The organism is Micrococcaceae bacterium Sec5.1 (assembly GCA_039636795.1).
Lineage (GTDB): Bacteria > Actinomycetota > Actinomycetes > Actinomycetales > Micrococcaceae > Arthrobacter.
Window position 1 is genome coordinate 2,998,780 of sequence record CP143430.1, and the last position, 20,523, is coordinate 3,019,302.

A 20,523-nucleotide genomic window follows, 5' to 3' on the forward strand; every position below is an offset into this window, starting at 1 on the left:
CCCCATGAAACAGAAACCTCCGGTCCTCGGGGATGTCGCGAAGGCTGCCGGCGTTTCCGTTCCAACGGTTTCCCGTGTCTTGACTAGCAGCAAGTACGTTGCCCCCAGCCTCCGGACCCGTGTCCTGAAAGCAGTCAACGACCTCGGCTATCGTCCCAACGTGGCCGCTCGAGCCACAAGGTCCGGAAAACGTTCAATGGTGGCGGTTCTGACGGGCGCTACGTCCAACTATGGATACGCCCAAACCGTTGAAGGCATTGAGAGAGCTGCACGCCAAGCGGGCATGTCCGTCATCATCGCGGTAGTGGAATCCGACGCCGAAGAGGCAGTCAACGCCGCAATCGACCTCGTCCTCTCCCAACCCGTGGCCGGCGTAGTGATCCTCGAATTCGATCGCCCCGGACTTGCTGCCGTCCGGGCCTTTCCGCGCTCCATTCCCATGGTGGTAGCCGGCGGAGGAACAGGCCGTTCCACCAGAACCACCAGCGCTCTGCTCGACGAACATGGTGCCGGAAAGGATGCTACCGACCACCTTCTTTCGCTGGGGCATCGGACAGTGCACCACATAGCAGTTCCCACCATGGGCAAGCAGTCCGGCCGAACAGAGGGTTGGAAGGCAGCTTTGACAGCAGCGGGGATTCCTCTTCCCCGGATCCTGCACGCTACCTGGGAGCCTTCCAGCGGCTACAGCGTGGGGCGGAAACTCGCCGCCCAAAGTGATGTTACGGCTGTGTTCTGCGGGAATGATGATGTGGCGATTGGCGTCATCAAGGCATTCGTGGAATCCGGCAGGCGAATTCCCGAGGATGTTTCCGTGGTGGGCTTTGACGATCAGCCGCATGTGGCCATGTGGCGACCAGCTCTAACCACCATCCGGCAGGACTTCCAGGACCTCGGTTCCCGCGCGTTCGGGCTGCTGGAAAAGGCTTTGGACGGCGGTCCCAAGCCGCCGACTGCTTCCACCGTTAAACCAAAACTCATCATCCGCGGCTCCACTGGTGCCGTCGGATCCATCTTCAGCGACTGACAAAAGGAGAGCTTTACCCATGAACACTTCCTGGAGGGCACCGTGACCCTCACGCACCCCAGTTCCGAGCTTGAGAACAAGCCTCCCACCGCAGGTGTTCCCCAAGGAGGGGATGTCCTGGCGTGGGGTAATGATTGCCTGACCTTGCACATTCTCCATGGGGAGCACATGGCTCCGAGGCTGCTTGCCATCGGGCACGCACAGCTTCCGCTGCCAGTCCTGGAAGGATTGCGTCGGTCGTCCTTGCCCATTGTGGAGATTGCACTGGCCGGCGACGGTCGGCATGGCACCGCGGGCAAGCGGCACGTCGACGGCGCTGCCGCCCAGCGGCTACGACTCATCGAGGTGCATGAATCTGAGACACATGGTGTGGCCCGGCTCTGCCTGCTTGCCCGCGATCCGGAGACCGGCCTTGAGGCAACTGTCTATTATGAGCTGGCGCCAGGGTCCTCCGTGCTGCGAAGCTGGACTGAGCTACGGGCCGGGGCATCCGCCGTCGGGCTTGAATATGTGTCTTCCCTGGTTCTTTCCGGGCTGGGCCGCTCCCGGGACTGGGAGGAGGGGATGGGTCTATGGCAGGCAGCGAACCCGTGGTCCGGCGAATTTCGGTGGCGGCGTGCCAGTCTTGCCGAGCGTGGCCTGTACAACGTGGGCATGGTGGACTACGAGCAAGTCGGTTCCAAAAACCGGATCGCGCTGACATCCACCGGTGCATGGTCCACGGCAGAACACCTTCCCATGGGAATCCTGGAAGATCTTGCAACAGGGACGATGCTTGCGTGGCAGGTAGAGCACAACGGAGCCTGGCACTACGAATTAGGGGACCGGTACAACGACCTCTACCTCGCAGCTTCCGGTCCAACAGCCGCTGAACACCAGTGGGCACTGACCCTCCAACCGGGAGAAACTTTCACCACCGTTCCTGCAGCTGTGGCTGTTGTACCCGCCGGCGGTATTGACGCTGTCACGGCAGAACTTACTGCCTACCGTCGCCGGATTCGCAGGCCTCACACTGACAATGTTGAGCTTCCCGTTATTTACAACGACTTCCTCAACGGCCTCATGTCGGATCCCACAACCGCAAAGGAACGTCCGCTCATTGCAGCAGCATCAGCACTTGGCGTCGAAGTCTTCTGCATCGACGCCGGCTGGTACGACGACGAAAACGGCGGCTGGTGGGATTCGGTAGGGGAGTGGGAGCCCTCCGTGACCCGCTTCCCCGACGGCGGTCTGGCTGGCCTGATTGCAGAAATCCGGGCCGCCGGCATGAAACCCGGGTTGTGGCTGGAACCTGAAGTTGTGGGTGCGCGAAGTCGAATCGCTGAGCAGTTGCCTGCCGAGGCCTTCTTCGTGCGCAGTGGCCGACGGGTCAAAGAATGGGGACGCTACCAGCTGGACTTGCGGCACCCTGCTGGTAGGTCACATCTGGACGGGGTGGTCGACAGGTTGATGGCTGACTTCGATCTTGCGTATCTCAAACTGGACTACAACGTCGATATCGGCGCAGGCACAGACCTGAACGGTGCCACTGGTGCAGGGCTCCTGGAGCACAACCGAGCCTATCTGGACTGGGTGTCTTCAGTGATGGATCGGCACCCCGGACTGACTGTTGAAGGTTGCGCGGCCGGTGGATCCCGGACTGACGGTGCGTCCGGTGCCGTCTTCCCCATCCAATCGCTGACGGATCAGCAGGACTTCGTCAAGACGCCACCCATCTCAGCTGCCGCACCACTCGCCATTACTCCCGAACAGTCCGGTGTTTGGGCCTCCGTGGATGGGTCAATGGGTGATGAGCAATTGGCGTTTTCGATCGCCAGCGCGCTGCTCTCCCGCGTGCACCTCGGGGGCCGGATCGATACCCTCAGCCCCGGGCAGTTGGGTGTGATCCGTGCGGGCCTTGATGCCTATAAGGCCCTGCGCGCCGATATTTCATCCAGCGTGCCAACCTTCCCCTTGAGGCTGCCGGGCTGGCGGGATAACTGGATCGCGCAGGGCGCGCGGCTGGGAGAACGGATGCTTGCCGTCATTGTTCACAGGCGGGGAGGTGAAGAGCAGCAATCAATTGACCTGCCTGCCTGGCTTGGAGAGCACCCCAGCGTGACGGTGGCGTATCCGACCTGGGGTGCGGCAGACGCCGTCGTACTTCCAGCGGCGGCCGGTGCGGCGGTACTCAACGTGAGGCTCGCTCAAGAACACAGCGCAAGACTGATCCTCCTGCACGCCTAAGAACACTTCCATTAACTCCAGAGTCAGGTACCGATATGAGCCCTTTTCCGCAGACGGCAGCCACCATCCGAACAGCCGCAGCCGTGACCGACCAACACGGTGACGTCGCCCAACTCCATGGAGTGGGCGTGCTGTTCCACGAGGGCCGATACTACGCATGGGGTGAAGAAAAAAGCGCAGGAGCACTCTTTACCTCCGTCGAGTGCTACTCAACCGAGAACTTCGCCGTATGGCGCCACGAGGGGACTTCCCTTCGCAGGGAAGCAGCCGGCGATCTGGGTCCACAAAGGATCGTTGAGAGGCCGAAGGTGCTTTTCAATTCCGCCACGGGGTATTTCGTGATGTTCCTGCATATCGACTCACCCGACTACGCCGAAGCCAGACTTGGTTTCGCCCGATCAACATCACTCATAGGCCCCTATGAGTACCTGAGGAGCTCCCGTCCGCTCGGCAATTCAAGCCGCGATATTGGCGTGTACCAGGAGACCTCCGGCCTCGGTGTGCTGATGTCTGAAGACCGGGAAAACGGGTTGCGTCTATACCGCCTCGCGCCGGACTATCTGAGTGTTGAGTCTGTTCTTTCCACCACTCTGAAAAATGATGGAAGCCATGGGTACGAATCGCCGGCTTTGGTACGCGTTGATGGTTTGTATTATCTGTTTGGATCAGACTTGACCGGCTGGAACATGAACGACAATAAATTCGCAACCGCCTCCCTTGAGGGGCCATGGTCTGAATGGCATGATTTCGCTCCATCCGGCAGCCGAACGTTTGATTCACAGGTCAGCGCCATAGTCCCTGTCCTCGGATCCAGCAGTGTTTCCCACGTCTACATTGGCGACCGCTGGAACCAGCACGACCTCTACAACTCCCTCCCCGTCATCCTTCCCATCAGCATTGGAGGCGGGCACGCCAGTCTTAGCTGGCGGGACGAGTGGTGGTTGGACTGACGGCGGCAGTTGACTCCCGGATAACGAGCTCGGGCTTAACGGCCGAGGAACCGGGAGCCTCGCCAGTGGCCACTGTTGCGGCAAGAAGTGCAAAAGCCCTAGCTCCCAGGTCCCGGAAATCCTGCCGCACGGTGGTCAAGGCGGGCCGCCACATAGCCACGTGCGGCTGGTCGTCGAAGCCAACCACCGACACGTCCTCCGGGACGCGCTTGCCGCTGTCGAGGAGGGCACTGATCACGCCGATGGCGACATCGTCATTGCCGCAGAAAACCGCAGTGACGTCATCTCTGGCTGCAAGCTCTTTCCCCACGCGGTAACCGCTGGCCGGCTCCCAGGTTGCGTGCAATACCGGCGGGACCGGGGCACCCGCAGCCGTCAGGGCCGCCCGCCATCCTTCGGTGCGGCCCGAGTGCTTTCCCATCGTCGGAACTGAAACGTGATGGACAGTTTGGTGCCCGAGCGACAGCAGGTGGTTGGTTGCGTCCCTCCCGGAACCGCGCTCATCCAGAAGCGCCGCCGGAGTTTTTCCAGTCCGTCTGCTTCCCCCTCCGGCCGAGACCAAGGGGACAGATTTCGGGAACGCTTTCACTGCAGCCAGGCCCGGCCGGTCGAACTCAAGGATGATGACGCCAGCCACCGGCTGGGAAAGGACGAGGTCGATGGCCGCGTTGACGGCGTCGTCGTCGTCGGACTCAATCACTGAAATGATCACTGAGAGGCCCGCGGCCCGGGCCGCCTTCTCGACGCCCTCGATGGTCTTGGCATAACCGTAATTCGAAGTTGCTCCAGTCAACACGGCGACCATCGATCGTTTCCCGGATCTGGTAGCCCGGGCAGCACCGTTGGGCCTGTAGCCGAGCTCTGCGACAGCTTTCATTACCCGTTCGCGGAGTTCCGGTGCAACATACTTGCTGCTGGTCAGAACACGCGAAACCGTGGGAACGGACACCCCCGCTGCCTTGGCGACGTCGCTCAGCACGGGAATCTTCTGCTTCAAGGGGTAGTCCGGAATCTTGGTCACAGTCCTCAGAGTAACCGCACTTCCCGCCATGTCATGGGAAGCTCCGGGCTGTGGAGGTAATCGTTATCTTCACGTCAGGTCGTCGAAGTCTCCTCGCGCCCAGGCTGCATGCCGTTGGGCCGAATCGTGTAGAACCGCTTTGGCTCCGGAGGCGATGACGTTGTTGAAGTTGCCGTAGATCCTGTCGAACGTGAGTTCTTCCAGCTGCGCCGCCACCCGCAATGCTACTGCCCCCGACAGCGGCAGATGATTCGGGTAGCTGCGCATGAAGGCGACGGAGCGGCGGTCTGGATTAGGAAAGACGCTGTCGCCTGTCAGCAGGACCCCTTTGCCGCCCGCTCCTGCAGTCCAGTGCGCCACTGCGCTGCCGGGGAAGTGGCCTCCGGTCTGGTGCAGTGTCAACCCTTCGGTGATGGTCCTGCTGCCGGTCCAGTAGGAGATGACTGGATCATTACGGCCAACCCATCGCCGGTCGGCGTCCGCCACAAGCACAGGCACGTCGCCAAGCAGGCGTGACCATTCCACCTGTACCCCGAACATGTGGGGATGACTCGCTGCGATCGCCACAACGGGGCCTCGCTCAAGGACTGCTTTCACAGTGATGTCATCAACGAATCCAACGGGATCCCACAGCAGCGAACCCTCTGGTGTCACGACAAGTTGGGTAGTTTGGCCGATCCCGACTTTCGGCGCGGTTCTGATGCCGATTAGCCCGGGCTCGTTCTCCTCCAGCAGTAACTGCTGGCCGGCCTGCGCCAACTCGTCGAGTGAAAGCCACTTTTGCCCGTCCTCGGGCACGTACTGCCGCTCGTCGGTGCAGATCGGGCAGAGTTCGGGCGTCGGCTCGTCGCGTTCGACGGCGCAGGTTGCGCAGATCAGCATAGCTTCCCCTTCCCGGCTTAGGACCCGGTCGGATGCGGCCGGCGCCCGGATAGATTTTCAACGGCTTGCTCGATCCCCACTGCCTCGGCTTCGACGTCCTCCATATACAGCCTGCCGGACGTGATCAGGCCGTCGTTTACTTCGAAGAGTGTGACCCCACGGGCTTGGAAGGGTTGCCCGTCGGTACGATTACCGGTCCATGACCATTCTGTCCATGTGGTGTTTCCGTCGTCGACTGAGCGGATCGATTCTGTCCGAAAGTCAGGTATTCCAGCGAACATCGCAGCCCAGTTCGCGTGCATCTGACCCCTGCCTGTGAAAGTACGGCCAGGGTGGGCAGGCTGCTCGCTGTGGTAGTTCTCGTGGAACAGAGCTTCCATCGCTTCGGGATCGTGGGCGTTCATCGCCAGCAAGAGCCGGTCTATGACTTCACTCAACCTTGGTTTCCTTCCGCTCAGTGTTTGCCACCTTCAACCGCGCTTCTGGACGCGCGTGATGAGATGCCCAGTCTGGCGCCAATTTACGCGCAATCAGCCCTCCACTCCAGACCCTGTATCTGGGGCAGGGTGTGGATTTCATCCGGGTCTGGTTCACGCTCTGAACTAAAACCCGTGCGTGTACAGCACGTACAGCAGGTAGAGCCGTGAACCTGCGGCCAGTCAGGGATGTAGCCTAAGACCCTAAGTCCATCCCTGAACCAATAGAGGTAGCACTGAATGGCCAAGGCCGACGCCGCGCCGGACGTTGCCCCGACGCCGCGCCACCAACACTTGATCGTCACTGTCTATGGCTTGTATGCCCGGCATCAGGACGGAACGTTTGCGATCGCGGACCTCGTACAACTCCTGGGAGACCTGGGAGTTGAATCAGCCGGAGTACGTTCGTCCGTGTCGCGGTTGAAGAAACGCGGAGTCCTGGTCAGTGTCAAACGCGGGAATTCTGCGGCATACAAGCTATCGCCGGAACTCGAGGACGTTTTCAATGCCGGTGACGAACGGATTTTCGCTCCCCGTCGTGCGGACAAAGACGACGCATGGCTCCTCGCCTCTTTCTCGGTCCCCGAGACACAGCGGCACTTGCGACACAAGCTCCGGAGCATCCTGACCCGTATTGGCTGTGGGCAGGTGTCTCCGGGGTTGTGGATCGCACCCGGAAATCTTGCGTCCGACGTCGAACACCAGCTGCGGCGGGCCGCGCTCATGGACTACGTGGAGCTCTTCAAGGCAACCCATCTGACCGGCGGCCACCTGGAGGAGAAGGTGGGCCAATGGTGGGATCTGCCCTCGTTGGAAACCCTGTACACGGACTTCATTGCACGGCATCAGCCCGTACTCGATCGCTGGGAGAACCACGAGGAGGAGGCTGGGGCGTCCAAACTGCTGAAGCAGGCCTTTGTGGATTACGTTCCCATAGTCACGCAATGGCGGAGGCTTCCCTATATGGACCCTGGGCTCCCGGAAGAATACCTGCCGGAAAATTGGCATGGACTGGCCGCACAGGAGCTCTTCACCAAACTGCACGAGCTATTGGGTCCGAGGGCCCAGGATTATGCGCTGTCCGTCGTCGGATCACCTGCGGAACCAGATGCGGTAGCAGTCGCATCCCCTTAAGAACTGTGTGAAAGTACGCAACGGCGGAAAAGGTTGGGGCAGCATTGCGCCCCAACCCTTTTCCAACGCACCACCCAGGATCAGTGTCCTTGGAAGGCCTCCGCCAGCCACCAGGAGCCACCATCCGAGGCGATCTTGGCATCGATCACCAAGGGCCGGTCCTGTCCGCCATCGCGGAACGCGGCAACCCATTCCCGTACTGGTTGAAGGTCCTCCAGCGTCCGGACGGTCACGCCGTCGGCTCCGTATCCCCGGGCGATCGCGGCAATATCCGTCTCCGGGAAGGACACGCTGCCCAATTCCTCTTGCGTGTGGTGCTCCGCGAAGTGATGGACTTCAGCGCCGTACGCGGCATCGTTGTAGACGATGCAGACCAGCGGCAACTTCAGCCGGACGGCGGTCTCCAGTTCGCTGATGCCCATCAGGAACCCACCATCTCCGGCCCCCAGGACCGGCAACCGCTGCGGTTGCGCTATGGCAGCGCCGATCGCCGTGGAGAGGCCAAGGCCAATCGCCTGGAATGCCTGGGTAAAACAGAACCCGAATTCGTCCGGCACCGCCAAATACTGGCTCGGGTAGCCCATGAAGTTGCCCGAATCCACTGCGACAATCCGGTCGGCGGGAAGGATGGTATCCAGGTCCCGGCTGATGACCCGTGGGTCGATCGACGTCGCAGTGCCAAGGTCCGGAGTCTCCACGTCCCGCCACCGTGCACTCTGTTTGATGGCCAGGGCGTTCTGCTCGGTGCGGTACTTTTCCGCCGCAGCAGGCTGGATCGTCCTGAGGACGTCCAGGGCGTCCTCGGCCGTGAGGGCGGAATCACCCAGCACGCCCAGTGTGATCTGCCTGTTGGCGCCCAACGAGGAATCTTCGACGTCGATCTGCACTACTTTTGTTCCCGCCGAGATCAGCCGGCCGTGACGCATGGTCCACATATTCAGGGTGCAACCCCACCCGATAATCAGGTCCGCTGAGGTAATAAGCTCCGCGGTCAGGGGAGAGGAGAACCCGCCGGAGATGCCCAAATTGTGGGAATCGCCGTTGAACAGCCCGTTCGCGACAGCCGAGGTCGCCACGAGTGCCCCCGCATGCCGGGCCAGGGCCAGGATGGAATCCCGGGCGCCCCTGCCGCCGCGGCCCGCTACAAACACGGGACGTTTCGCGTTCGAGATCAGCTCCACCAACTGGTTCACTGCGCCGGTATCCGGACGAAGCCGCGCCGGTACAGGCACGACGACGGTACTCACCGTGTCTGCCGCGGATCCGCTTTGGACATCCAAGGGCAAGCTCAGGACCACGGTCCTGCGCTCGTTCACCGCTGTTCGGAAGGCCCGGACCGTATCCGCTACAGCCGTTTCGGGGGAGTGGATCCGTTCCGCCACGGCCCCGACACTGCGCGCCAGTGCATCCTGATCGATCTTGAAGTTGGACCGGATGGCCGCCGCCTGCGTATCGGCAGTCAGCACAATCATCGGTGTGCGGCTCTTGGCAGCTTCTCCGACGCCGGTGATCGCGTTGGTCAGGCCACATCCTTGGTGCGTGGTTACCACACCCACCTTGCCCGACATCCTGGAGTAGGCATCGGCCATGGTGGCAGCGCCGCCCTCATGGCGGGCCGCGGTGTACGGAATTCCGGCGTTCATCAGCGTGCTCGTGATGTCGAAGTTGCCGCTACCCACCACCCCGAAGACGTGACCGACTCCCAGTTTTGCCAGAGTCTGGCCCACCAGCGTGGAGACCCTTACCTGCTCGCTCATGCGACCGGCTCCGATGCTGTGCTTGCAGGGCTCTCAACCAGCGCATAAACGCGGCTGGGGCTTCCCGTGCCGCCGACGATGGGCAGGGGTGCAACCACCAGCGTCGCGCCGGTGACTGGGAGGCGGTCAACGTTCCGCAGCGACGTCACACCGTATTTGTCCGCGCCGAGCAGGAACGAATGGACGGGGAACATCGGGTCCAGCGTGGCTGCCTGGCCGGCGTCGATGCCGACCGTTTCCACGCCGAAGCCGCTGATGGATGCATTTCCGGCGAGCCATTTGGCACCAGCCGCGGAGACCCCCGGAGTGTGGGGACCGGCGTCGTCAGCGTTCATGAAGTCCGCAGCGTTACCGCCGCGGGTGGACCAGCCGGTGCGGAAGATGACCCAGCAGTTTTCCGGGAAGGGGCCATGCTCCTGCTGCCACTGCTCGAAGTGTTCGGGCTCCAGCAGGAAGTCGGGGTCCTGGGCGGCTTCGGCGCTCTTGTCAATCACCACCGCCGGCCCCACCAGGCGGTGCGGCTCTATCTGGTCCACGGACTTCCCGTCCTTGCCCGTGATCCAGTGGACGGGAGCGTCCAGGTGCGTCCCGGCGTGTTCGCCCACCGTGACGTCGTTCCACGCCCAGGCCGGTCCGGCGTCGTCGAAATTGCTGACGGGAGTCAGCGAAAGCCCAACCGTATTGGCCAGGGGTTGGGGAAGATTCAGAATCGGGGTATCACCGCTGAGCGGGGTGGTGAGGTCGACGACGTCGATGGCGCCGGATGACAAGGCTGCGGTGAGCTCATTTAGAACAGACATTGTTCTCCTGTCGGGTTGATGTGTGGTTCATTTCAGTTTCTGGGCAACTAAATGCCCCGATCCGCCGGATAGCCCGGGGCCGGGGTGGGTGGAAGCGCCGATGTGCCACAAGCCCTTGACGGGGGTTTTGTGGTTGGCGGCCTGAGGGAAGGGCCGCCAGAGGAGGTTTTGGAAAAGCTCCGCGGATCCGCCGTACGGATCACCGTTGACGGCATTGGGGTTTTCCGCGGCCAGATCGGTTGGTGCCAGGATGTCCCAGGCAAGGACGGAAGCCCGGGTGCCCGGTGCGAATTGCTCGAGCCTGGTCAGGACGCGCTCCATGTACTGTTCCTTGAGGTCCTGTGTCCACCCGCCGTCCACGGCGAGCGCCCCTGCGGCATCCGCCACAGGCGAAAAGGGCACTTCCTGTAACTGCAGCCATAGTGTCGCTTTGCCTGCTGGGGCTCTGGAAGAATCCAGGACGCACTGTTGACCGACGACGACGGTAGGTTCCGTAGGCAAGAGTCCCGCCTCGGCTTGGGCGCAAGCAATTGCAGTGCTGTCCGAACCGTTGCTCACGTGAACCAGGGGCACGGAATCCAATCGGGGATCGAGCCATTGGACCGGTTTGTCCAGGGCCAGGTGGATCTGCATGGCCCCGCGGCCGTTCTGGTAACGCGCGGCTGCCTCGGCCAACCCGGCTGGTGGCTGGCGCAACAGCTTGGAATACAGGGCCTGGGGTGACACGTTTGCCAGGACGGTCCGTGCGCTGAGCAGCCCGTTGGAGGTTTTCACTCCCGTTGCACCTTTGGAATCGACCAGGATTTCCTCGGCTTCTGTGTCCAGCATGATCCGGACGCCTTTATCCCTCAGGAGGGTCTCAAAAGCAGCGACGAAGTTCCCCGCTCCGCCTTTCACTACCGGGAGGCCAAAGCTGTGCATGCTCAAAGCCATGACCGGAAGCATGACGCCGCCGGTCGCTTGGTCCGGGCCGAGGCCGGCGTGAAGGAGCCAAGGGGACCACAGCTGGTCGGTTTGCCATCCGTTGAAGCGGCTGCGGAGGTAGTTGCGGCCGCTCATGACTGAATCGCGGACGAAAGCCTCCGTACCCTTGACCTTTCCTCGCCTCAAAGCGCCGGCGGCGATCGCCAGCACCTCCCTGAAAGAGCGCAGTTCAGCACCGAACGCACCGAAGATGGTCCCTGCATTGCGGCCGAGGTCCTCCAGCATCGCCAGGTAGGCGCCTTCGTCTCCGCTCTCCTGCAAAGCCGAGGCAGTGAGTGCCGGGTCGCGATGGGCCACGACCACCCTGTGTTGCCCTGTCTTTGGGTCGGCTGCCACGCTGGCCGTCACCGCGCCGTCGGAATTGCAGTATTCCAATCCCCTCGCATGCAGTTCACTTCCCAAGGCCTGGTATGCGCCTCCGGAAACGAACAGGGGGTGCCAGGAAGAGAAGGAATCGTGGATGAACCCGGGCAGCGTGCGTTCCCCTGAATGGATGAAGCCGCCCAGCCTGCCGGCCCGTTCAATGAGGCAGACGCGCTTCCCGGCCATGGCAAGCTCCGCGGCGGCTACCAGGGAGTTGATTCCCGAACCAATGATGGCAATATCAGTGGAGTCCGTCATGGAGGGCACCGTCATCTCAGAAGTCCGGGTGGTTGGTTGCGGCGTGGTATTTGCCGCTGTGGAACAGGAGGGGTTCCCCTCCAGCATTCTCGTACCTCTCCACCTCGCCTACGTAGATGACGTGGTCGCCGGCATCGTGTCGTGAGACGGTCCGGCACTGGAACGTGGCAACGGCGCCGTCCAGCAACGGAATTCCGGCGATTCCCTCGGTGGTTTCCGCGCCGGCGAATTTGTCTGTTGCCGGCGTTGCGAACTGGCGCGAGAGGACGTGCTGGTCACTGGCAAGGATGTTGATGGCGAAGTGCGTAGCGTCCTCGAAGTCCACAAGGCTCGGAGCCCGCTTGCTGGGGCACCACAACACCAGCGGAGGTTCCATGGAAACGGACGTGAAGGAGTTGGCGGTCATGCCCACCTTCCGCCCGTCGACTCCAAGGGTGGTGACCACCGTGACGCCCGTGGCGAATTGTCCCAGGGCGCCCCGGAAGTCCCTCAGGTCAAAAGCTGACGAATCTTCGTCCTTGCGTGCCTGCACGAACTCGGCGGCAGCTGCGGGATCGAACCACCATGGGTAGAACGTGCGGGGATCATCGAATCCGCCAGCGATGCTTGCGGCCAGTGCCGGGTGATCAGCTGCTTCGGCCAGGACGGCCTGTTGGTGTTCCCGCCGGGGTTTGAGCATGTCATTTGTCCACGCCACGGCCCACTGACCCCAGCCCCGCCAGAACTCGTCAAAGGTGCGTTCCATCCACTGCTTGTCGAAGGGCTGCTGCCCTCGCCGCACGATGGAATCCAGGTAATACTTGGCGGCCAGCGTCGCGTTGTTGGATCCCTGCCCGGTGAGGGGATCGTTGAGCAGGACGGCGTCGCCCAGGCCGAAGACAAGGTTGCCATTGCCCAGTTCGCCCACTGCCGAGCGAACGGTCGGGGTGATCCGGCCCAAGAGTGTTGCGCCCTCATCGGTGAGCGTTGCGTTGGCGAAGTTCTTCGCCTCGTGGGGGAAATGCTCTTCCAGGATTTCCAGTGATCGGCTCAGCTGTTCCTGTGGGCTTGTAACATCGGTCCACTTGTCCATAGGGCCGCCCACGACGCCTTCAAAGACCATCATCCGGCAGGGCCCGGACACGGTAAGTCCGGGAAAGGTGAAGAATTCCCCGACGCCGGGGACTACGGACATGCGAATGCTGTCACTGGGCTGATCGGCCGGTTCGGTGGATGTATCGGTTGAGACCGAATCGAATGACACCGTATCGAGTGAGACATAATTCAGGGCGAGCACTCGTTGCGGCCGGTCGAACGGGGACTTGGACCTGTCCTTGGGGAAGATCTGGGCGATCTCGCCCTTTCCGGTGCTGACGATCACCAGCTCGTAGTCCCGTGCGAGCTCCTCCAGCATGCGCGGCGTGACTTTCTCTATACGGAAATCGCCGCCGCCAGCTACAAAGGCCTCGATCCAGGCCGCACTCTTGATCCGCTGATCCACCGAGTGGGCGGTCCCCTCAAGGGGCGCCTCCCACTCGATGGCCCCGGCGCCCGATTCGCCTTCGACACGCAACCGGATGGCACTGATCCCAGGCACGGCTTCGCCGTCATAAAGCTTCGTAAGAGCTGAACTCAGCTGCGCTTCAGCGGCCAGGGCTGTGGGGAACATGCATTGGCTGGACATGACCTTGCCGGTACGGATTTGAGCAGCCGAACGGTCCGAGAACAGGGTGACTTCATACCCCTCCCGCTGCAGGCCCAAGGCCAGTTGGGCGCCGGATTCGCCGGCTCCGATGATTGCGATCTTTCGCATGTCTGGTTTTCCTTCGAGGAACGTTGTTGCCAGGAGTAGTGGAGCGACTGTCAGGTCGCGGGTACGGCGGAGCCCACGCTTGCAAGGTATGCAGCGGCCTTATCCGGATCCATGAACCATTCCTGGAAGTCCGGCGGGTTGTTGAATCCGTTGGCGAACCGGTGCGCGATCTCGGCCGACTGACCGGCCGCTCCCAGAAGCGAAAGGACATGCGGGGGCGGCGGAGCCAGCAGCGCGTTCGTCCACTGTGCTACGTGCTGCGCATAGCTCCAATACGTTTCGAAAGTGGCCTGCATGAACGCTGCGTCGAAGGCACCTTCGCCGTGCGCCGCGATGCTCTGCAAGTAGGACGCCGCGCATTTGCTGGCGTTGTTGGAGCCCTGGCCAGTGATGGGGTCGTTCAGCACCACGACGTCGGCGAGTCCCAGGACCTTCTTGCCGCTGGGAAGCGTGGCGATGGGATGGCGGACAGTGGGCGCGAACCGGCCCTGCAGGAACCCGTTGGGATCGGTCAGCTCGACGTCGGACGCCCGGCTGGCTTCCCACGGCAAGTACTGCTTCAGGATGTTTTTGGACGTCTCCAGGTGTTCCCCGGGAGTCAGGCCCTTCCAGCAATCCATGGGTCCGCCCGGGATGCCCTCGAAAACCATGATTTCGCACGGACCGGTGGTGGTGAGCGCCGGGAAGGCAAAATACTCGCCCACGCCTGGAATCAAATTGAAGGAAACGGCCGAGTGTTTTGCCCTGGGCTCCATTCCCGTGACATACGTCAACGCCAAAGCGCGTTGCGGTGCGTCATAGGCGCTGCGCTGGGCATCGCGGGTGAAGAGCTGGGCAATTTCTCCCTTGCCGGCGGCCACAATCACCAGATCGGAGTTCAGGGAGTATCGTTCCAGTTCCTCCACACCGGCGTCCTCGAACACGAGCTCGCCGCCCTGCGCCACGAACTCTTCCATAAACCTCGGGAATTTGACCCGTTGGTCAATGGACTTGGCCGGGTTATCCAGGCGGGATGCCCAGCTGATGGCCTTCTCACCAGCAACCTCAGGATGGGGGATCGTAAACGATATTCCGTCCACGGTGGGAGCGTCAGGCCAGAAGTCCAGGCCGAGCGCCCTCTCGTGCTCAAGGGCATCGTGGAAGATGCACTGGCTCGAGGAGACTTTTCCATCATGGATTTCTTCGGCCGTGCGGTTGGAGATCGTGGTGACCGCAAAACCGGCCTTAAGCAAACCGATGGCAAGTTGCAGGCCCGATTGCCCTGCTCCGACGATGGTGATGTGGCGCTGTGTCATAGTGTTGACCTTGTCTTTCTGCTGTCTCTGCATCCGTAAATGATGGGGGAAGATATTTGGCCTGGCCTCGGCGTTGGCTCGGGATGGGTTTGTTCCCAGCCGGGGAGGCCAATGTGTACGAGCTTGATGTCATTCATGTGTCGTCACCTCTTTTCGGCGGCGAGTAGTGGGATGGCTTCTTCGGCGCGCTCGGGTCCCAAAGCGGAGTAGCCGCCGTCGACGGCCCAATCAGCGCCTGTCACGAAGCTGGCGGCATCGCTGGCGAGGAAGGCGACGACTGCTCCGATCTCCTCTGGCCGTCCCACCCGCTTGAGCGCGTGGAACGGGGCTGCCACTGAATCTGTTTTGTCAATGTCGCCGCCGGACAGGGTGTCCATGATGTTGCTCCAGACCCATCCGGGGCTGACAGAATTGACACGGATGCCGTCGTCGGCGAGATCTACTGCCATGCTCCGGGTCAACTGGACCAGGGCAGCCTTGCCCGCGGGGTAGAGCCAGCGGCCTGTCTGGGCAACGGAACTCGAAATCGAGGTGAAGTTGATGATGGCTCCGTGCTGGGACGCCTTGAGGTACGGGCGCGCCGCGTTGCTTGCCATCACGGCGCTCACCACATTGACGTTCAGTGCCTGCAGCCAATCGTTCCTGTCCGAAGCCGCGCCATCGTCCTTGTAGGTGCAGGCCAGGTTGACGAGGATGTCGATGCCTCCGTGGGATGCTGCCGTATCGTCCATGAGCCGCGCCACCGCTGCGTCATCTGTGATGTCAGTGAGGGAAAAGCTGATGTCACTTCCCAGCGTGTGGAGCTGGGCGCCGCCGTCGGCGTCGATGTCGGCGACCACAACGGTGGCACCGGCATCGCGCAGCGCCTTCGCGACGCCTTGGCCGATCTTGGTGACGCCGCCTGTGACGATTGCGGTCCTGCCCGAGAGTGCTGACATGGCCAAACCTTTCGTAGTGAATCCATGGGATGGGAAGTCTTATGTACGCATAACGCTCGTCGTTGCCGACGGTGGGCCTCTACTTGACGCTGGGCCTGGGCGCGGGCTTCGGATGAGTCCGTTCCCACTCGATTCGGCGGTCATGCACCAGCTTGACGTTCTTCATCTCTGCTCACCCCTTCCGTCGGTTTCGTTGCTGCGTTTCTATGACGTGCGTCATACTTGTTCTAAGAGCGACTCTATTCACAGGCGAAAAACGGGTCTATCCGCTTGGCGCAGGGCTCATCCGAAAAACGAAAACCGGGGAAGGAACGCGCAATGGTGAGAATCCTTCCCCGTGATGTCCTACGAGGTCTCCCAACAGTGAGCACGACCGACGTGGATGATGCGCACCAGAAAATCGCCGATTTGTTCTGCGGTCACGATCTCGTTCCGCAGACCCGGGGGACGTCCGTGGACATGAAGCTGCGCTCGTTGCATCGCGGTGACGTTGGCATCGAATTCCTGGATTATGGCGCCAACGTCCGGATCAGTCCGGAAGGCCTGGAGAACTTCCATCTCATCCAGATCCCCCTCGCGGGCCACGCACACATGGAAGTGGGCTCATCCTCGGTGGAGTCCAGCCCCAAAACCGCCACAGTTCCGCCAATCGATCGCCCATTCACCATGACGTGGGATCGCGGAACCCCGCATTTGATTGTTTACGTGAGCCGCCTCGCCCTTGCTTCCGTGGCGGCGCAACTCTATGGCGAGGATCCGCACGGTCGTGATCCCGGCAGCGGCGATCCGGAGAAGAGCGTGAAACTCGGCTACGCGATGGACCTCACCGGCTCTGCCGGCCGGGCATTCCTGAGGTCTGTCGTCGAACTCCACGACGACATGATCAGCCAACGGCAAAGAACAGCCCCAGGCTTCGTCCAGAAGCTTCTCGCGGACACGATGGTTTCCCGGCTGCTCCTGGCAATGAATCCCGTGACGGAGGCTGACCACTCCAGTCCGGCTTCCGAAAGCCGGTTGATACGACAATTCCGGGAACTGCTGGAACGGCATGCCTCTGAGGAGTTGGGGGTTCCGGACATCGCAGAGAATCTGGGCGTGTCCGTACGAACCCTGCAACTGGCGCTTCGCTCCGAAGTGGGGGCAACGCCGTCGGAGTTGTTGAGGAGAGTGCGTCTGGACCGGGCCCGGGAACTGCTTCTTGCTGCTGCCCCCGGACAGGAAACTATTGTTTCGATCGCGGAGCGCTGCGGTTTCTCCCATCAAGGGCGCTTCTCGGCCCTCTACCTTGACACGTTCGGCGAACTCCCATCGGAGAGCCTTCGCCGCTAGCCTCGCTCGGGTGTCAGCGTGAGATGGTCCTCAATGACTCACTTGACCAACCCACTGCGGAGGTTTAGAGGCCTGCTGTTTAGGGACGCCCCGCAATCTTTGCAGCGTAGCGGACGGCGATTCCTTGTACTTTTCGCTGTAGTATGCGGCAAACCGCCCAAGGTGGGAGAAGCCGGCGTCGAAGGCGGCTTCGGCCACCGTGGCCGCGACTGGACCGGCCTGTCCCTCCAACATCCGGCGTGCACGCGCCAGCCTCATGTCTCTCAGTACGTGTGCGGGGCTCTGGCCGATGTGCGCCTGAAAGGCATTATGCAGCTGCCTTGTACTGATACCGACGGCGGAGGCCACATCATCAATCCGGATGTTTGCCCCCAGGTTCTGCTCCAGGTAATTGCAGGCTGACTCAACGTACGCCGGAGCCCCCTTATTGCCAGGCAAGGGGGCGAAAGCCGGCTCCAGGAAAGGAGCAAGCCCGGCGGACATTGTGGCAAGAAGGATATTCTCAAGCCACGTGACAGATTCTCCTGCGATGCCCTGGTCCAGCTGGCGGCAGGCTTCCAACCAGGTTTGCGACACCATGTTTGGATTGCTGAGCTGTAAGGGAACGTCGCTAGCAAGGGAAATGGGCTTGACCAGCACGCGATTCGACGTAGCCGCCAAATAGTTTTCCAGCACATCGGCGTCGACACCGCCAACCAGGGCTCCGCGCAGTGGATCCGGAACCATCTTGGTCTGATGGTGGGAGCTCAAAGCGAACGGAGTGTTCGCCACCCACTGGTTGCCGCAGGATTCCACGAGCATCGGACCCCTCGGTATGACAAGCAGCGCCCGGCGACCCGAGGGCGGACTGACAATCGTGACCCCGGTGCCATACGAGACAAAAACCAGGCTGATGGCGCCCGCCACCAGGCCGTTGACCGTCCCGTCGATTCCGCGTCCCTGATGCGGAACCAGCAGATGCTCATCCGACGTCAGGCTGTTGACGGAGTCCCGGACAACTGTTGGCGAGGTGCTGCGGGTTAGAGCATGTGCCTCAAGGGGTCTAGCCGCAGGCAACTGACATGAAACAGCGTCTAACGCCCCAGCTGAGTCCATGTAATGACCTTTCCCTGAAAGGGATCTTGATCCCGGTCGCGCCAGCTGCTCCTCGAACATCGTCAAAGGCATATAGCGTGTGCTTGACGATAGTCATTGCTTCTATACATTGGCAAGTGCCGGTTCGCGAACGCCCAGCTTCTCCAAGCGCGGAAGTACCTCCTGGACGAAGTACTCAAGCTCGCCCGCGTAGTCCACAAAGGCAAGTGTCATCCCGTCAAAACCCGCCTTGGCGAAGCGGGCAATTTCAGCGGCCACTTCATCGGGGGTGCCGACGAGCGGGCAGGAGCCATGGCCCGCGGCAAAACGGGATCGCATGGTCCCCAACATTTCCTTGGTGAAGGACTCCGCGTGCAGACCCTGGAGATTCATCAGGTAGTCCACCGCACCCCAATCGGCATTCTCTTCTGCGTAATACGCGAGATAGTCCGTTGCCTCCTGATGGCTCGGCCGGCACACCACGTGGCTAAGCGTCAGAACACCAACCTCACGCTGGTAATTCGCCATCGCCTGGCTTTTCACGGAGCGGACAATTTCCGCCCCGTCCTCGGGCCCGCCGACCACCGTGAAGACGAAATCCGAGTTCCTTCCAGCGAAGTTCCTGCCTTGCGCGGAGGAACCCGCATTGAGAATGGGAACCTTTCCGCCGGCGGGCTTCGGCGATGCCTCAACATGCTTAAGCGAGAAGAATTTCCCGTCGAAATCAAAGATTCCTTCCTCTTGCCATGCTCGGCGCACCACCTCCCACCACTCCTGGGCGAAACCGTAGCGATCGTCATGGGCCTCCGCCATGTCCACGCCCATGGTTTCGTACTCGGGTTGATTCCAGCCGGCCACGATATTCAGTCCAGCACGGCCGCCACCGATCGCATCAAGGGTGGCGATCTGCTTCGCCGTCACCAGTGGATGGTTGAACGCTGTGTGAACCGTTGAGAAGACAGAAATCCTTTCGGTGGCGGCCAGGAGCGCGGCGGCCCATGGAATGGGCTCGAGTACCGAACCATGAAAGTTCGTATCGCCCTTGTAACCGATCCATCTCGCGATGGGCAGCAGGAAATCAATTCCTGCCTGGTCGGCGATGCGGGCCATCCGAAGGTTTTCCTCCCACGTTGCTCCCCATCTTTCGGGAATCTTCGTAACGGCCAATCCTCCCGAGCAATTTGCCGAGAATAGTCCGAGCTTGAAGTGGTCTTTTCTGTCCATGGGATGCATGATTCCTCTTTCTGGTCCTGTCAAAGTGTTGGTGATGTCACGAGCCGTCAGGCGCTTTTCTACGGTTTCCGCAAGTGCTGAAAGAGCAGGGGATCGAACGACTCCGGTTGCGTTATGTGGTCCACTTGGCCGACCAGGATCATGTGGTCGCCGCCCTCATAGCGGGCCCATAGCCGGCAGTCGAGTCGCAGCCCTACGTCCGGCAACGCAGGCGCGCCGGTATATCCCACAAGGGGAATGAGACCTTCAAACTTGTCCTTGCCGCGCTGGGCGAAGCGGGGGACGTAGTGCCCAAGATCCTTCCCCAAAACGTGGATGGAGAAGTTATCTGTCGCCATCCAGGTCTCAATGCTGGACGATGCTTTGTCCACGCACCATGAGACAAGGGCCGGGTCCAGGGAGACGGACGCGAAGCTGTTCATGACCATGCCGGCCCGTCGACCACCCGCCGCCGTTGTCACGACGCTGACTCCGGAGGGCCAATGCCGCATGACGGACCTCAGGTCCGGAGGGACCTCACAGGCTTCCAGGTCTTTTGCTACAAGCGGTTGCTGTTGGATGCTTTCAGTCAACATCGTGTGCCACCTCCAGTCAGTGTTGCGAACGTTCCACAATTCTGCGGATCGCAGGCTGACTGGACTATCCGTTCTTCGCTGACTTATGGCCGTTTTGCGACAACCAGCGCCGCGCCCCAATCCCGCGAGGGAAAGTACGAGGCGGCGTTCCTGTCACTGGAACGCGCCCAGCTGGATGTTGACGGCAAGCACGACGGACGCCAGCGCGAGGATTCCCGCGCCGAGCTGCAGGAGGAAGCCGTCCTTGGAACGCCGCAGCCCTCCTGGCATGGACCGTGGCATGAGGGAGACTGCACTGAAGCTGGTCACCAGTGCCGCTGCGATGATGACGCTCAAGCTCAGCATGGCGTCAGAACCTTCCCCGGCTTGGATAGCTTCCAGGGTGATACACGACGACGTTGTCGCATTG

General features: G+C 61.5%; 18 protein-coding genes. 5 read left to right on the forward strand and 13 right to left on the reverse strand.

Features of this window, described 5'->3' with window-relative positions:
• The first annotated feature begins 4 nt into the window (after positions 1-4).
• Genes VUN82_13610 through VUN82_13620 form a run of 3 tightly spaced genes read left to right on the forward strand, consistent with a single transcriptional unit; the run spans position 5 to position 4,203 of the window.
• The gene (locus VUN82_13610; GenBank protein XAS70159.1) at positions 5-1,027 is read left to right on the forward strand and encodes a substrate-binding domain-containing protein; all 1,023 of its coding nucleotides are present in this window, start codon (positions 5-7) and stop codon (positions 1,025-1,027) included.
• Positions 1,028-1,069: 42 nt separating this feature from the next.
• On the forward strand, positions 1,070-3,253 hold the full coding sequence (locus tag VUN82_13615; protein ID XAS70160.1) for a glycoside hydrolase family 36 protein: 2,184 nt from the start codon (positions 1,070-1,072) through the stop codon (positions 3,251-3,253).
• Positions 3,254-3,288: 35 nt separating this feature from the next.
• Positions 3,289-4,203: a hypothetical protein gene (locus VUN82_13620; protein ID XAS70161.1), complete on the forward strand. Its 915-nt coding sequence runs from the start codon at positions 3,289-3,291 to the stop codon at positions 4,201-4,203.
• On the opposite strand, the gene VUN82_13625 is transcribed toward VUN82_13620, so the two are convergent.
• From VUN82_13625 to VUN82_13635, 3 genes are all read right to left on the reverse strand, one after another.
• The gene (locus VUN82_13625) at positions 4,172-5,224 is read right to left on the reverse strand and encodes a LacI family DNA-binding transcriptional regulator (protein XAS70162.1); all 1,053 of its coding nucleotides are present in this window, start codon (positions 5,222-5,224) and stop codon (positions 4,172-4,174) included. The genes VUN82_13620 and VUN82_13625 overlap by 32 nt on opposite strands.
• 69 nt (positions 5,225-5,293) lie before the next feature.
• Positions 5,294-6,106, reverse strand: coding sequence for a hydrolase (locus tag VUN82_13630; protein ID XAS70163.1), 813 nt, complete (start codon positions 6,104-6,106; stop codon positions 5,294-5,296).
• A 17-nt stretch (positions 6,107-6,123) separates the two neighbouring features.
• Positions 6,124-6,543 (reverse strand): nuclear transport factor 2 family protein, encoded by a 420-nt coding sequence (locus tag VUN82_13635; GenBank protein XAS70164.1) that lies wholly within the window; start codon positions 6,541-6,543, stop codon positions 6,124-6,126.
• A 279-nt stretch (positions 6,544-6,822) separates the two neighbouring features.
• On the opposite strand from VUN82_13635, the gene VUN82_13640 reads away from it, so the two are divergent.
• Positions 6,823-7,716, forward strand: a complete 894-nt coding sequence (locus VUN82_13640) for a PaaX family transcriptional regulator C-terminal domain-containing protein (GenBank protein XAS70165.1) — start codon at positions 6,823-6,825, stop codon at positions 7,714-7,716.
• Between the two features lie 80 nt (positions 7,717-7,796).
• Here VUN82_13640 and VUN82_13645 read toward each other — a convergent pair whose 3' ends face one another.
• The 6 genes from VUN82_13645 to VUN82_13670 form a co-directional block, all read right to left on the reverse strand.
• Entirely contained in the window at positions 7,797-9,473 is a 1,677-nt protein-coding gene (locus VUN82_13645) for a thiamine pyrophosphate-binding protein (protein XAS70166.1), read from the reverse strand.
• Entirely contained in the window at positions 9,470-10,273 is an 804-nt protein-coding gene (locus VUN82_13650; protein ID XAS70167.1) for a cyclase family protein, read from the reverse strand. The genes VUN82_13645 and VUN82_13650 overlap by 4 nt, the downstream gene beginning before the upstream one ends.
• A gap of 27 nt (positions 10,274-10,300) precedes the next feature.
• Entirely contained in the window at positions 10,301-11,878 is a 1,578-nt protein-coding gene (locus VUN82_13655; protein ID XAS70168.1) for an NAD(P)/FAD-dependent oxidoreductase, read from the reverse strand.
• 16 nt (positions 11,879-11,894) lie between these two features.
• Complete coding sequence (locus VUN82_13660; protein XAS70169.1) at positions 11,895-13,670, reverse strand: flavin reductase; 1,776 nt, start codon at positions 13,668-13,670, stop codon at positions 11,895-11,897.
• A gap of 50 nt (positions 13,671-13,720) precedes the next feature.
• Entirely contained in the window at positions 13,721-14,965 is a 1,245-nt protein-coding gene (locus VUN82_13665; GenBank protein ID XAS70170.1) for a styrene monooxygenase/indole monooxygenase family protein, read from the reverse strand.
• Between the two features lie 143 nt (positions 14,966-15,108).
• Positions 15,109-15,903, reverse strand: a complete 795-nt coding sequence (locus VUN82_13670) for an SDR family oxidoreductase (GenBank protein ID XAS70171.1) — start codon at positions 15,901-15,903, stop codon at positions 15,109-15,111.
• A 363-nt stretch (positions 15,904-16,266) separates the two neighbouring features.
• On the opposite strand from VUN82_13670, the gene VUN82_13675 reads away from it, so the two are divergent.
• Positions 16,267-17,232, forward strand: a complete 966-nt coding sequence (locus tag VUN82_13675; GenBank protein ID XAS70172.1) for an AraC family transcriptional regulator — start codon at positions 16,267-16,269, stop codon at positions 17,230-17,232.
• Between the two features lie 30 nt (positions 17,233-17,262).
• Here VUN82_13675 and VUN82_13680 read toward each other — a convergent pair whose 3' ends face one another.
• The 4 genes from VUN82_13680 to VUN82_13695 form a co-directional block, all read right to left on the reverse strand.
• Complete coding sequence (locus VUN82_13680; GenBank protein ID XAS70173.1) at positions 17,263-18,327, reverse strand: helix-turn-helix transcriptional regulator; 1,065 nt, start codon at positions 18,325-18,327, stop codon at positions 17,263-17,265.
• Between the two features lie 102 nt (positions 18,328-18,429).
• On the reverse strand, positions 18,430-19,530 hold the full coding sequence (locus VUN82_13685) for an LLM class flavin-dependent oxidoreductase (protein XAS70174.1): 1,101 nt from the start codon (positions 19,528-19,530) through the stop codon (positions 18,430-18,432).
• A 68-nt stretch (positions 19,531-19,598) separates the two neighbouring features.
• Positions 19,599-20,114: a flavin reductase family protein gene (locus tag VUN82_13690; protein XAS70175.1), complete on the reverse strand. Its 516-nt coding sequence runs from the start codon at positions 20,112-20,114 to the stop codon at positions 19,599-19,601.
• Positions 20,115-20,267: 153 nt separating this feature from the next.
• Entirely contained in the window at positions 20,268-20,459 is a 192-nt protein-coding gene (locus tag VUN82_13695; GenBank protein XAS70176.1) for a hypothetical protein, read from the reverse strand.
• Between the last annotated feature and the right edge of the window lie 64 nt (positions 20,460-20,523).

What these genes read in the sequence shown, in the direction of transcription:
- VUN82_13610 (XAS70159.1), top strand. Translation starts at nt 5, where the DNA reads ATGAAACAGAAACCTCCGGTCCTCGGGGATGTCGCGAAGGCTGCCGGC.
- VUN82_13620 (XAS70161.1), top strand. Translation starts at nt 3,289, where the DNA reads ATGAGCCCTTTTCCGCAGACGGCAGCCACCATCCGAACAGCCGCAGCC.
- VUN82_13630 (XAS70163.1), bottom strand. Translation starts at nt 6,106, where the DNA reads ATGCTGATCTGCGCAACCTGCGCCGTCGAACGCGACGAGCCGACGCCC.
- VUN82_13640 (XAS70165.1), top strand. Translation starts at nt 6,823, where the DNA reads ATGGCCAAGGCCGACGCCGCGCCGGACGTTGCCCCGACGCCGCGCCAC.
- VUN82_13645 (XAS70166.1), bottom strand. Translation starts at nt 9,473, where the DNA reads ATGAGCGAGCAGGTAAGGGTCTCCACGCTGGTGGGCCAGACTCTGGCA.
- VUN82_13650 (XAS70167.1), bottom strand. Translation starts at nt 10,273, where the DNA reads ATGTCTGTTCTAAATGAGCTCACCGCAGCCTTGTCATCCGGCGCCATC.
- VUN82_13655 (XAS70168.1), bottom strand. Translation starts at nt 11,878, where the DNA reads ATGACGGACTCCACTGATATTGCCATCATTGGTTCGGGAATCAACTCC.
- VUN82_13660 (XAS70169.1), bottom strand. Translation starts at nt 13,670, where the DNA reads ATGCGAAAGATCGCAATCATCGGAGCCGGCGAATCCGGCGCCCAACTG.
- VUN82_13665 (XAS70170.1), bottom strand. Translation starts at nt 14,965, where the DNA reads ATGACACAGCGCCACATCACCATCGTCGGAGCAGGGCAATCGGGCCTG.
- VUN82_13670 (XAS70171.1), bottom strand. Translation starts at nt 15,903, where the DNA reads ATGTCAGCACTCTCGGGCAGGACCGCAATCGTCACAGGCGGCGTCACC.
- VUN82_13680 (XAS70173.1), bottom strand. Translation starts at nt 18,327, where the DNA reads ATGGACTCAGCTGGGGCGTTAGACGCTGTTTCATGTCAGTTGCCTGCG.
- VUN82_13685 (XAS70174.1), bottom strand. Translation starts at nt 19,530, where the DNA reads ATGGACAGAAAAGACCACTTCAAGCTCGGACTATTCTCGGCAAATTGC.
- VUN82_13690 (XAS70175.1), bottom strand. Translation starts at nt 20,114, where the DNA reads ATGTTGACTGAAAGCATCCAACAGCAACCGCTTGTAGCAAAAGACCTG.
- VUN82_13695 (XAS70176.1), bottom strand. Translation starts at nt 20,459, where the DNA reads ATGCTGAGCTTGAGCGTCATCATCGCAGCGGCACTGGTGACCAGCTTC.